Annotated in this window: 8 protein-coding genes; 2 read left to right on the top strand and 6 right to left on the bottom strand. The window is 69.4% G+C overall.

What is annotated here, in order from left to right:
• Positions 1-241 precede the first annotated feature (241 nt).
• Entirely contained in the window at positions 242-1,180 is a 939-nt protein-coding gene (locus CLV67_RS46160; RefSeq protein WP_146169575.1) for a dienelactone hydrolase family protein, read from the top strand.
• Between the two features lie 29 nt (positions 1,181-1,209).
• Here CLV67_RS46160 and CLV67_RS46155 read toward each other — a convergent pair whose 3' ends face one another.
• The 6 genes from CLV67_RS46155 to CLV67_RS46130 all read right to left on the bottom strand — a co-directional run bounded on the left by CLV67_RS46155 (position 1,210) and on the right by CLV67_RS46130 (position 11,248).
• Positions 1,210-2,424 (bottom strand): glycoside hydrolase family 1 protein, encoded by a 1,215-nt coding sequence (locus CLV67_RS46155; protein WP_106330331.1) that lies wholly within the window; start codon positions 2,422-2,424, stop codon positions 1,210-1,212.
• A gap of 61 nt (positions 2,425-2,485) precedes the next feature.
• A complete protein-coding gene (locus tag CLV67_RS46150) occupies positions 2,486-5,590 on the bottom strand; it encodes an alpha-L-rhamnosidase (RefSeq protein ID WP_106330330.1) in 3,105 nt (1,034 codons plus the stop codon).
• Entirely contained in the window at positions 5,587-6,849 is a 1,263-nt protein-coding gene (locus tag CLV67_RS46145; RefSeq protein ID WP_239166889.1) for an ABC transporter substrate-binding protein, read from the bottom strand. Before CLV67_RS46145 ends, CLV67_RS46150 begins: the two co-directional genes overlap by 4 nt.
• 24 nt (positions 6,850-6,873) lie before the next feature.
• Positions 6,874-9,501, bottom strand: coding sequence for an alpha-L-rhamnosidase (locus tag CLV67_RS46140; protein ID WP_106330328.1), 2,628 nt, complete (start codon positions 9,499-9,501; stop codon positions 6,874-6,876).
• Complete coding sequence (locus CLV67_RS46135) at positions 9,498-10,319, bottom strand: carbohydrate ABC transporter permease (RefSeq protein ID WP_106330327.1); 822 nt, start codon at positions 10,317-10,319, stop codon at positions 9,498-9,500. The genes CLV67_RS46140 and CLV67_RS46135 overlap by 4 nt, the downstream gene beginning before the upstream one ends.
• Positions 10,316-11,248: a carbohydrate ABC transporter permease gene (locus tag CLV67_RS46130; RefSeq protein ID WP_239166888.1), complete on the bottom strand. Its 933-nt coding sequence runs from the start codon at positions 11,246-11,248 to the stop codon at positions 10,316-10,318. The genes CLV67_RS46135 and CLV67_RS46130 overlap by 4 nt, the downstream gene beginning before the upstream one ends.
• Before the next feature lie 269 nt (positions 11,249-11,517).
• Between CLV67_RS46130 and CLV67_RS46125 the strand changes: the two genes are divergently transcribed.
• Positions 11,518-12,555 (top strand): LacI family DNA-binding transcriptional regulator, encoded by a 1,038-nt coding sequence (locus CLV67_RS46125; protein WP_106330326.1) that lies wholly within the window; start codon positions 11,518-11,520, stop codon positions 12,553-12,555.
• Positions 12,556-12,558 lie beyond the last annotated feature (3 nt).

Below are 12,558 nucleotides of genomic sequence, written 5' to 3'. Positions count from 1 at the left end.
CTCGTCCCCGGACAACGTTTCTCGCGCGTTACGCCGAACATAGACATCGATACCTCAGCGGTCAAGGTCGATATTTACAGGCAGATAGCCATATCCCCTCATTCACTTCCCCGGGAGGGCGAGCGATGAGGTACGGATGTATCGCTTGACGCGGATAACGTTTTTCATCCAGCATCATCGATGTTTTGCGATCGAACCGACGGCTGGCGAGTAGCCGCAGCCACTCTCGAGGAGGAGCCCGATGACAGACGAGGACCGCACGCCGTCCGCGAACCGGCGGCCATCGATCACGCTCGTACGACGAGCATTCACCGCGATCGCCCTCGCCGCCGGCCTGGTCGCCACCACAGCAGCGCAGCCCGCCTCTGCCGCAGCGAATCCGTACCAGCGCGGCCCTGCCCCGACCGCCGCCAGCGTGGCAGCGGTGACCGGACCGTTCGCCACCGCTTCGGTCAGCGTGCCGCGCGGCAACGGCTTCGGCGGCGGTGTCATCTACTACCCGACCGACACCAGCCAGGGAACCTTCGGCGGCCTCGCCATCTCCCCGGGCCTCAACGGCACCTGGCCCGGCATCGCCTGGCTCGGCCCGCGACTGGCCAGTCAGGGCTTCATCGTGTTCGGGATCGAAACGAACAACCTCAACGACAGCCCCACCAGCCGCGGTACGCAACTGCTCGCGGCGCTGGACTACCTGGCGCAGCGCAGCTCGGTACGCAGCCGCCTCGACCCGGGCAGGCTTGCTGTCGCGGGACATTCCATGGGCGGCGGCGGCGCGCTCGACGCGGCCCTGCGGCGTCCGTCCCTCAAGGCCGCCATCGGCAACGCGCCGTATCTGCCCTCGAACAGCCTGGCCGGCGACCGGGTGCCGACGCTGATCTACGCGATGCAGAACGACACCCTCGTCCCGCCGTCCCGGCTCACCAGCCTGTACAACACCAACCCGGCCACGACCGAGCGCGCTTACCTCGAGATCACCGGTGCCGGCCACAACTACATCGGCCAGCCGAGCACCACTCTGGCCCGCACGATGATCCCCTGGTTGAAGATCTTCGTCGACAACGACACCCGGTTCAGTCAGTTCCTCTGCCCGCTGGCGGACCAGTCCGGCATCCGGCAGTACCGCAGCAGCTGCCCCCTGGTGCCGGCCACGGCCCGCGCCCTGATGACCACGGCGGGGTGACAGCCCCAGTCGGCCCGGCGATCGGAGCGTCACGGCGATGGCGTCCGTTCGCCGGGGTCGGGCAGTGCGTCCAGGCGTCCCGTGCGGGCGAGCCGGGCGAAGGCGTACGCGCTGGGTTTGGGCGTACGCGAGAAGTCGTCACCGACGGCGATGAGCCCGAACTTCGGCCGGTAGCCCTCGCTCCACTCGAAGTTGTCGAACGCGGACCAGTGCAGGTACCCGCGAACGTCGACGCCTTCGGCCCGGGCCTGGGCCAGCGCGGCCAGGTGGGTGGTGAGGTACTCGAGGCGTTCGGTGTCGTCGGTGGTGGCGATGCCATTCTCGGTGACGTACAGCGGCAGGCCGGTCTTCGCAGCCCGGTGCAGCATCTGGCGCAGGCCGTCGGGGTGGACGGCCCAGCCCATCTGGGTCAGCGGCGTGCCGGGCGGTGGCGGGGCGAACAGGGTGGGCGACGCCGGGTCGACCCATTGTTTGCGGTAGTACTGCACGCCCACCCAGTCGCCGGCGTCGGGTCCGGTCAGTTCGTCGAGGTGGCGGTCGACGATCTCGTACCGGATGGCCCGGAAGCCGGCGGTCTCGGGGGCCGCGTCGGCGGGTTCCAGCAGCGGCAGCTGCACGGCGAGCCCTACCCGCGCGTCGCTGGTGGCGCGGACTTCGCGGACGGCGGCGAAGTGGGCGTCGAGTAGGACCCCGCCGACGCGGCGCCACTTCATCGGGTTGGTGACGCCGGGCGGGTGGTAGCCCTCCAGGTAGCCGTGCAGGGCGACCATCTGCGGTTCGTTGACGGTACACACGAACGGCATGAGGTCACCGAGTTCGGCGGTCACGTGGCGGCAGTAGCGGGCGAAGGTGTCGACCGAGTCGGGGGCGAGCCAGCCACCGCGGGCGGCGAACCAACGAGGCAGCGTGAAGTGGTGCAGCGTGACGAACGCCGTCATGCCGGTGCCCCGCAGCGCGGTCAGGACCCGCCGGTAGTGCAGAAGCGCGGCGCGGCTGAACTCGCCGGGCGCCGGTTCGATGCGGGACCATTCGATCGACAGCCGGTGGGTGTTGTGTCCCAGCGATGCCAGGAGCGCGAAGTCGTCGGCGTACCGGTGGAAATGGTCGATGCCGTCGCCGGACGACGCTCGCGCGAGCGAGGCGGGGTCGTGTTCGAAGTCCCACCAGTCGTTGTTGGTGTTGCCGCCCTCGACCTGGTGGGCCGAGGTGGCGCTGCCCCACAGGAAGTCGTCGGGGAAGTCCACGTGGTGCCTCTCGCCGTGACCGGCCCGGCCTCCGCGGACGGTGCGGAGGCCGGGCCGGGTCTCATCGGGTGGTGAAGGTATAGGTGCCGGACGGCACCTGGTATTCGGCGTAGCCACCGTCCGTGCGCAGGAACTTCGCCCGGCGCGGGGTACCGGTGACCCGGCCGCCCAACGTCGGCACCTGGATGAGGGCGGCGGTGTTCGGCGGGACGGTGACGGTCAGCCGCAGCCGGTTGCCCTCGCGCTTCCACTCGGAGCGGGCGGTGCCCTGCGGCGTGGTGTAGTGGCCCTTGACGAAGGTCAGGTCACCGACGACCTTGGGCTGGACGACCAGCTCACGGTAGGCGGTGGTGCCCTCGGCGGCGCGGATGCCGGCCAGGCCGGCGTGGAACCACTCCTCGATCTGGGCGAGGATCATGTGGTTCTTGGAGTCGCCGCGGTTCCACCGCTCCCCCATGGTCGTCATGCCGCCCGGGTTGGCGACGGTGGACTCCATGAAGTAGCCGTAGCTGGGCTGCTCGTCCTCTTGGATCAGGTCCCAGAGCACGTCGTCGCGGCCGCCGGCCGACAGTGCCCGCACGATCGGGGCCATGCCGATGGTGCCGCCGCTGAAATGCGGGCCGTCACCGTTCGGGTGGAACGCGTAGATCATCGCCACCAGGCCGTCAAGGACCGCCTGCCGCTCGGGCTCGGGCACGAGACCGGCGTCCAGGGCGAGCGCCTGCGCGGACTGGGAAACAGCGCCGTTGTCCGCGTAGAGGCGCCGGGCCGGGTCCCAGAAGGCGTTGTTGAACGCCGTCTTGATGTCGCCCGCGAGGGTCGTGTACTTGGCAGCGTCCGCCTGATGTCCGGTCAGGCGGGCCAGCTCGGCCAGCTCCCTGATCATCAGGTAGTAGCCCCACGTGCCGGTGATGCGGCCGGAGACCGGCTCGGCCGACACCCAGTCGGCCAGGGCAGCGTCGACGATGTTGCCGACCGCCTTCTGCCGGGCGATGTAGTCAGCGAACCGCACCATCGGCTCGTAGTAGCGGGCCGCCGTCTCGGTGTCGCCGTACAGCTGGCGCAGGAAGCCCGGCACCAGAATGATCGCGTTACCCCAGTTGATCTCGTCGCCGAACCGGCCGGTATAGCCCCAGTCGTAGACCGGGATCTTGAGCGCCACGTTGCCGGCCATCGGGGTGTCCGCGACCGACTGCCCCTCGACCAGGTGCCGCTCGTGGGTGCGCAGGTAGGCGGACAGGTCAAAGTTGCGGTGGATGGAGCCCATCGGCATCGTGTAGTCGGCCGGGTAGGACAGCTTCTCCCGGCCTGGGCAGTCGGTGAAGACGCTCATGATGTTGCCGGCGAACGAGTACCAGGCCATCTTGTGGATCCGGTTGACCCGCGCGTTCGACGTGGTCACCGCGCCGGCGATCGGCGTCTCGGCTTGCACCCGCAGCCCGGTGATCGTGTCTTTGGCCGGGACGTAGTCGAGAGGCAGGCCGGTGACCTGCACCCATTGCATGCCGAAGTAGTTGAAGTCCGGCCGCCAGGTCTCCCCGCCGCGCAGCCCGGCCGTTGTGTAGGTGTTGAACAGGTCGACACCGCGGCTGCCGCCGCCACCCTTGAGTGACGCCTGGTCCACAGTGCCGTCGGCCGCGAGGGATTCGGCCGGTGAGATGCGGATCGTCGTGCCGGCCGGCACGCCGCTGGTGAGCTTGAGCAGTGGGAACCCGACGATGTTCTGGCCGAAGTCGAACACCCACGTGCCCGGCACCGGGTTGGTGATCTTCACCGGTTCGTACCGGTCGGCGATCGTGATCGGCGGTGCGGTGCGGCCGCCCAGCTTCGTGGCGAGGTTCGGCGGCGGCGCGATCCCGGCGGTGATCCACCCGGTGGGCGTGCCGTCCCGCCGCTTCCCGGCCGCCGACAGGTCAGCACCAGGCTGATCCCAGCCGGGCTGCTCACGCCGGGCGTCGAAGTCCGAGCCCGAATACCAGGCATCGGTGATCAGCGGGCCCAGCGCGGTGCGCCACTCACGGTCCGAGACGATCACCGTCTCCCGACCATCGGCGTACGTGATCTCGAGCCGCGCGATGAACCGGGGTGTGACGGCCGCCCCGGCACTGGCATCGCTCGCCGCGACGTTGTTGCCCGAGCCGGTGACCGTGGCCCCGGCCGGGTGCGGCTTGGACAGGCCGGGCGTGAAGGTGATGCTGTCCGCGCCGATCGCGGTGATGACACGCGACTCGAGGTTGACGCCGCCGTCGCCGGTGTCGACGTTGATCGTGCCGCCGACGTGGTAGCCAGTTACGGCGCTCAGCGTGACAGTGGTGGCGCCGGCCTCGACGTCGGTGGCCAGGGTGCCGGCACCCTTGAGCTGGCTCTGCCACCAGGAGTACGGCGCGGTCCTGCCGACGGCCGGGTTGGTGACGCTGCGCCGGACGTAGGCGGGGCCGTTGCCGAGGCGTACCCCGACGGTGTTCTTGCCCTTCTGCAGATCGCCGGTGATGTCGTAGACCCGGTACTCGCTGGAGAGCTGGTAGTTGGAGTAGCCGGGCGCCAACACCTCATCGGTCAACTTGCGGCCGTTGACGGTAGCCAGGTGCATGCCCACGCCGGAGAGATACAGCCGGGCCCGGGCGACCTTGCGGCGCGGGTCGGCGGTGAACTGCCGGGCGAAGATCGGCATCGGCTGGGTCTCGGCCCGTCCGGGGTGTTCGATCCAGCGGGCGGCACCCCAGTCGGCCTGGTCGAGCAGGCCCATCTCCCAGGACGAGGGCGCGCTCCAGTCGGTGGCATGCCGGTTGGCGTCCCAGGCGCGGACCTGCCAGCGCAGCCGCTGCCGGGAGGTGAGCGGTTTGCCGCCGTAGCGGACGCCGGACTGGACGGCGGAACCGACCTTGCCGGAGTCCCAGAGCAGCCGGTCACGGCCGGCGTCCCAGACCCGGATCTGGTAGGCGGTCTGCCGGTCCGCGGCAGCCGATGAGGTTTCGGCGAACCGCCAGCTCAGCACCGGAGTCACGCTGTCGAGCCCGAGCGGCTGGTCGGCGCGGCCGTCGACGCGCAGGCCGACGACTCGCAAGCCAGGGCCACGGCTGGTGCCGGTCGCCTCGGCGGGGCTGCCGGTCAGCAAGGTTGCGGAGGGCACGGCGAGGGACAGTCCGAGTGCTGTACGTCGTTTCACGATCCCGCCTTGTAGTCGGTGTCCATGTCCTTGAGGACCTCGTCACTGGTGGCCTGGTTGCTGAAGACCTCCTGCAGGCCGCTGAGCATGGTCTGCTGCACCTTCGCGTTCGGCCAGAGCTGGTCCATGAACGGCACGGTCCGGTTGTCCTTGACGAACGTCGTCAGGTCGGTCAGGCCGGGGTCGACGGTGGTGCCAGCATCCGGCAGGGTCGGCAGGCTGCCCTGCGCCTCGTTGAAGATCTTCATGCCCTCCGGCGACATCACGAAGGTGACGAACTTCAGCGCCAGGTTCTTGTTCTTCGCCTTGGCGTTGATGCCGTACCCGGCGCCGGCGGCCGCGGGCATGATGAACTCGGCCGGGTTGTCGGTGGCGGGCAGGGCTCTCATGGTGAACTTGCCGCTGGGGTTCTTCTGCTTGAGCAGTCCGATGATCCAGTTGCCCTGGATGATGCCGAGCGTCTTCCCGGTAGCCGCCAGCGTTTGACTGGCCTCGTAACTGGTGCCCAACGGGTCCTTCTGGAAGCAGCCAGCGCTGTTCATCTCCTGGTACTTGGCCATCGCGGTGGTCCACGGCGAGCCGGCGAAGGTGGCCTGCCCGGCCGCCATCTTCGTGTCGAAATCCTTGTCGGCGCCGTAGACGGTGGTGGCCGTCAGCGCGTACAGGGCGATCTGGGTGACCCAGTTGTCCTGGATGCCGAGGGCGAAGGCGGGAGTGCCCTTACCGGCCGCGTCCTTGCAGAACTTCAGCAGGTCGGTCCACGTGCCCGGCGCGGTCAGGCCGGCCTTGGTCATGGCCTGGTCGTTGTAGACGGCGCCGATGCCGTTGAGCCCGAACAGCGCGTTGTAGGTCTTGCCCTCGTACTGGGCGACCTTCTTGAACGCCTCCGGCAGCTGCGCGGCCCACGGCTGGTCGGACAGGTCGAGCAGGTAACCCGGCTTGGCGATGACGTAGGTGGCGCCCGGGTTGCCGTTGCCGGGCCACACGGTCATCACGTCGGGCGCGGTGCCGGACGACAGCTGGGTCCGGATCTGCTGCTGGTACTGGTCGGCGCCGCTGGTGGTCAGGTTGACCGTGACACCGGGGTTGGCGGCCTTGAACGCGTCGACAACCTTCTCGACGGAACCCTGGTCGACCGACGCGATGGTCAACGTCTGGTTGTCACCACTGTCGCCGGAGTTGGTCCCGCTGGAGCAGGCGGCCATCAGGGTGGCGGCGGTCATCGCGGCGGCGACGGCCGTCATTCTGCGTGTGCGCATGGGTTCTCCCACTGTGGAGATGGATCAGACGGGGGTGGTGGAAGCGGTGAAGGTGTAGCGGCCGGACGTCAGCCGCAGGGTGAGACCTGCGGCGGACGGTTCGGCCTGGATGACCCCGGCTGTTTCGGTGGCGGGCAGGTCGTTCTCGCGCACGCTGCCGGGGTCGGCGGTCGGGATCTGCAGTACGGCGGTGCAGCCCGGCGGCACCGTGACAGTCACGGTGAGCCGGTCGTCGTCGCGGGACCAGCCGCAGGCCACCAGGCCGCGGGCGGTCTCCTGTTCGGCGCTGGCCCAGGTGAGGAGCCCGCCCGGGGTGGGGCGCAGCAGCAGCTCGGCGTAGGCGACCGAGTCGGGGGTTTGGTCGATGCCGGCGACCCGGCCGTAGAGCCAGTCGCCGACGCTGCCGAGGCTGTAGTGGTTGAACGAGTTCATCGCCGCGGACTGGAAGCCGCCGTGGTCGGTCCAGCCGTCCCAACGCTCCCAGATCGTGGTGGCGCCGTGCCGGATCGAGTAGCCCCAGGACGGGTATTCCTCCTGGTGCAGCAACGCGTAGGCCAGATCGGCGCGGCCGTGCTCGGACAGCACCGGGCACAGCAACGACACCCCGACGAAGCCGGTGGTCAACCGGTTTCCGCGGCGCTCGATGTCGGCGGCCAGGTGACCGACGGCCGCGTCGACCATGGTGTCCGGAAGCAGGCCGAACGCGAGCGCCAGCAGATACCCGGTCTGGGTGCTGCCCTTGACGCTGCCGTCGTCACCGACGAACGCGTCCTGGAACGCCTCCGTGACTGCGGCGTGCAACGACCGGTACCCAGCAGCCGGGCGGCCCAGCACCTCGGCGGCCTGGGCCACGATCTGTGTGCTGCGCGCGAAGTAGGCGGTGGCGAGGACGTCGCGCGGCGTCTCGGCGTCGACCTGCAGCCAGTCGCCGTAGGAGTTGCCGGTGCGGTTCTCCCAGAGCAGGCCGGGGTTGTGCCGGTGGATGTGCTCGACCCACCGGGCCATCGCGTCGAAGCTGCGCTCGAGGACGCGCCGGTCGCCGTAGGTCTTCCAGAGCAGCCACGGGATGATGACGCCGCCGTCGCCCCAGGCCGGGGCGCCCTCCCGCTCGAACGCGATGATCGGGGCGACGTCGCGGAACGCGCCGTCGTCGTTCTGGCCGTCGACGACGTCGCGCAGCCACCGTGCGAAGAACGCGGACACGTCGGCGTTGCGGGTGGCGGTCGGCGCGAACACTTGCGCGTCGGCGAGCCAGCCGAGTCGTTCGTCGCGTTGCGGGCAGTCGGTGGGTACGGCGACGAAGTTGCCGCGCTGCCCCCAGCCGATGTTGGCGTGCAGCTGGTTGACCATCGGGTCGTCGCACTCGAACCGGCCGGTCCAGGGAGTGTCGCTGTGCAGCACCCGGGCCACCGCGCCGGGTGCCTCGGTGCAGCCGGTGACCTCGGCGTACCGGAAGCCGTGGAAGGTGAACCGCGGTTCGAAGACCTCGGTGTCGCCGCCGGCGGTGAGGTAGGTATCGGTGGCGGCGGCCCGGCGCAGGTTCGCGACGTAGAGCTCACCGTCCTCCAGCACCTCGGCATGCCGGACGGTGATCCGCCGGCCGCCGGGCATTCCCGGCAACGTCAGCCGCACCCGGCCGACCAAGTTCTGCCCAAAGTCGATGACGAACCGGTCCGGCGCCCGCCGGTCCACCGCGACGGCCGGCAGCTCGGTGACAACCCGGATCGGCTCGTCCGGCTCAGCGACCAGCGGTCCGACCGCGGTGTCGAGCACAGCGACCGGCCGGTTGCCGGACACGGCGCGGCGGGCGTCGACGTACTGGCCCATCATCAGGTCGGCGGCCCGGATCGGGCCGTCGCTCTCGGTCCAGTCGCTGCCGGTGGCGATGGTCTGCTGGGATCCGTCCGGGAGGTCCACCACCAGTTGGGCGAGGAATCCGGGTGCGTCGCCGTAGTGGCGGGCCGGGCGGCGTGGATCGAACCCGACGTAGCCGCTCCACCAGCCGTCGGCGACGACCGCCGCGAGGGTGTTGTCGCCGGCTCGCACCTGCTCGGTGACGTCGTAGGTCTGGTACTGGATCCGGTGGTGGTACTCGGTCCAGCCAGGCGCGAGTTCCCGGTCGCCGACGCGGGCGCCGTTGAGCTCCGGTTCGTAGACGCCGTGGGCGGTGGCGTACAGCCGGGCGCGCACCGGGCGTTCCGGCAGCTGGAACTCGTGCCGCAGGTACAGCGGCGCCTCCTCGGGGCCGGGCGCGAGCAGGTCCTCGTCGGTCGGCGGGTCGACGGGCGGCAGGGCCACCGGGTCCCGGCCGATCCACACCGCGGGCCAGTCCTCGCGGTGCAGCAGGCCGGTCTCGAACCATGTCTCGGCGGTGCTCCCCGCCGTACCCGTCTCGTCCCAGATCTCGACGCGCCAGTGATAGCGGGTCGCCGAGCGCAACCCCGCGCCTTCCCAGGGAATGAGGATGGTGTCGGCGGATTGCCGCCGCCCGGTGTCCCAGACCGTCTCGCCGTCGGCGGTGGCGGTGATGCGGTAGGCGCTCTGTGCCGCGCCACGCCGGTCGCTGCGCAGCTTCCACGACAGCCGCGGTTGCGGTTCGCCGAGGCCGAGGGGTTCGATGCGCTGTTCTGTCTGCAAGCCGTAGGGGATCATCCCTTCAGCCCTCCCGCGAATCCGTTGATGATGCTGCGCTGCAGGGCCAGGTAGACCGCGAGGACCGGGACGATGCTGATCAGCAGGGCGGCGAAGATGAGGTTCCAGTCGGAGACGAACTGGCCGACGAAGCCGGCGACCGCGACGGGCATGGTCTGCTGGTCGCTGCCGGACAGGTAGAGCAGTGGGGTGAAGAAGTCGTTCCACACGCTGACCGTGTTGAGCACCAGTGCAGTCACCGTGATCGGCTTGAGCATCGGCAGCACGACGTAGCGGAACGCGGTCAGCGGCCCGCAGCCGTCGATGGTGGCGGCCTCTTCGAAGTCGCGGGGCAGCGCCCGTAGGAAGCCGACGTCGAGGAACGTGGTGAACGGGACCTGCAACCCGGAGTAGAAGAGGATCAGCGACCAGACAGAGCCGAGCAGGCCGAGGTCGCGGATGGTCTGGTAGAGCGGCAGCGCGGCGAGCTGGAACGGCAGGATCAGGCCGAGCATGATCACCAGGAAGGTGCCGCGGGACCAGTGCGCGGTGGAGCGTGCGAGGGGGTAGGCGGCCAGCGACGACACGGCGAGCACGATCAGGACGCTGACCGCGGTGACGATGACGCTGTTGATCAGGGCGCCGCCGAGACCGCCTTCCTGCCAGGCCTGGGTGAAGTTGGCGAGGGTGGGTGCGGTGGTGGGGCTGATCGGTGACGAGGTGTCGGACGGTGCCCGGATCGCGAGGTTGACCAGGACGTAGACCGGGAAGGCGAAGACGATCGCTACCGCGATCATGAGCATTTCGAGCGCGAGGGTACGCCGGGTGTAGCGGTTCATGACGCGGCCTTCTCGTTGCGGTTCAGGACGGCGTACTGGCCTGCGGAGATGATCGCGACGATGGCGGTCAGCACGACGGCGAGGGCGATGCTGTAGCCGAACTCGCCGAGGGTGAACGCGTCCTTGTAGATGAGCGTGGAGATGGTGTCGGTGGCGTGCCCGGGCCCGCCGCCGGTGAGCGCGTAGACCTGGTCGAACAGCTTGATCCCGCCGATGATCGACAGCATCAGGTTGATGGTGAGGGCCGGCGCCAGCAGTGGGCGGATCACCGACCAGAAGCGGCGGATCGGGCCGCTGCCGTCGATGGCGGCCGCTTCGTAGATCTCCTTGGGGATCGATTGCAGGCCGGCGATGAAGATGACCATGGAGTAGCCGGCGTACTGCCAGACCACGACGAGCACGATCATCCACAGGGCGAGGTCGGGGTCGCCGAGCCAGTTCTGCCGCCAGGAGTCCAGACCCACCGCGCTGAGCAGACTGTTCACCGCGCCATCCGGGCTGAGCAGGTTGCGCCACAGGTAGGCGGTGACGATCTGAGCGATGACAGCCGGGGCGAACAGCAGCGCCCGCAGGAAGTTGCGGCTCTTGATCATGGTGTTGACGCCGAGGGCGAGCAGCAGGCCGAAGCCGTTCTGCAGGACGGTGATCGCCACCGCGACCAGCAGGGTGTGCCAGATGGCCTGCAGAGCGTCCGGGTCGTCGGCGATGGCAGTGAAGTTGTCCAGCCCGATGAACGCGAGGTCCGGGTCGAGGCCGTCCCAGTCGGTGAAGGCGTAGTAGACGCCGCGGGCGCTCGGGACGAGCACGACGAAGGTGAACAGCAGCAGCGCCGGGACGGTGAACCACCAGGGTGGCGCGGCACGTCCCCGGCGGGACCGGGTCGCGACCGCGGTCCGTTCCGGGAGTCGTTTTTGCAGTTCGGTTGTCACGGAGAACCCACCTTGCTGAATCGTTTCATGATCAGGTGGACGGCCGCGGCACCGACGCCGCATCGGGGCGGCCACCACGGCGCCGGAGTGATGTGGGTAACGTTTTCCAAATGTTTCGCCGACCTTACGAGCGCGTGCCGAACAGCGTCAAGAGGTTCGCGACCACGAATCTGAGCACTCGCTGGCGGGACCCGTTCGCAGAGCTTCAGCTTCCGCATGGCCACGATGATCTCTATGGTGGGTAACGTTTCACTAAGCAGGGAGAGTGCATGCATCAACAGCCCGCGACCGCCCGAAGGGTGACGATCGTGGACGTGGCGCGGCAGGCGGGAGTGTCGACCACCGCGGTGTCGAAAGTGCTGCGCGACGCGTACGGCACGAGCCCGCACATGCGCAGCCGGGTCCGCGCGGCCGTCGACGAGCTCGGCTACCGGCCCTCAGCCGCCGCCCGGGCCCTGCGCGGACGCACCTGGACCCTCGGCGTGATGCTGCCCGACGTGCGGAACCCGTTCTTCGCCGACATCCTCGACGGCGTCGGCGAACACCTCGACGACACCGAATATCAGCTGTTCATGACCTCCGGCTGCAACGACGCGACCAGCGAGGCCCGGGTCACCGAAGCGATGATCGACCGCAGCATGGACGGCCTCATCCTCATCGCCCCCGTCTCGCCGCCCGCCCACCTCGACCGCCTCGCCCGGACCGTGCCGACCGTGGTCATCGGCCGGCACAGCCACTCCCCTCGCTTCGACACCGTCAACGACGACGACTTCACCGGCGCCGGGCTGATGGTGGCGCACCTCGCCGGCCTCGGGCACCACCGCATCGCCCACATCGAGCACCACGAAACCGACCGGATCCGGCTCGCCGAAATGCCCAACGCCCTGCGCGCCGACGGCTACCGCCACGCCATGCACCAGCACGGCCTCGGCGAGCACATCGACATCGCCTCCACCACGTACACCCGCGACGGCGGATACCACGGCGCCCGGATCCTGCTCGACCGGAAGAACCCGCCCACCGCGATCTTCGCGGGCGCCGACGTGGTCGCCCTGGGCGTCCTCGACGCGCTCACCGAGGCCGGCCTGTCCGTGCCCGGCGACGTCTCCGTCGCCGGCTACGACAACATCACCCTGGCCGGGTTCCGGGCGATCTCGCTGACGAGCGTGGACCAGGCCGGTCACCGGATCGGCAGTACGGCGGCGCGGCTGCTGCTCGAGCGCATCACCGATCACACCCGCCCGGCAGCTCAGGTGAAACTCTCTCCCACCGCCGTCGTACGGGGCACGACCGGGCCGCCACGCTGATCA

It is taken from the genome of Actinoplanes italicus (assembly GCF_003001815.1).
Lineage (GTDB): Bacteria > Actinomycetota > Actinomycetes > Mycobacteriales > Micromonosporaceae > Actinoplanes > Actinoplanes italicus.
This window is presented reverse-complemented; position numbering and strand designations above follow the sequence as displayed.

Bases quoted from the DNA above. Each gene is read 5' to 3' on its own strand.
- CLV67_RS46160 (WP_146169575.1), top strand. From the start codon at position 242: ATGACAGACGAGGACCGCACGCCGTCCGCGAACCGGCGGCCATCGATC.
- CLV67_RS46135 (WP_106330327.1), bottom strand. From the start codon at position 10,319: ATGAACCGCTACACCCGGCGTACCCTCGCGCTCGAAATGCTCATGATC.
- CLV67_RS46140 (WP_106330328.1), bottom strand. From the start codon at position 9,501: ATGATCCCCTACGGCTTGCAGACAGAACAGCGCATCGAACCCCTCGGC.
- CLV67_RS46145 (WP_239166889.1), bottom strand. From the start codon at position 6,849: ATGCGCACACGCAGAATGACGGCCGTCGCCGCCGCGATGACCGCCGCC.
- CLV67_RS46125 (WP_106330326.1), top strand. From the start codon at position 11,518: ATGCATCAACAGCCCGCGACCGCCCGAAGGGTGACGATCGTGGACGTG.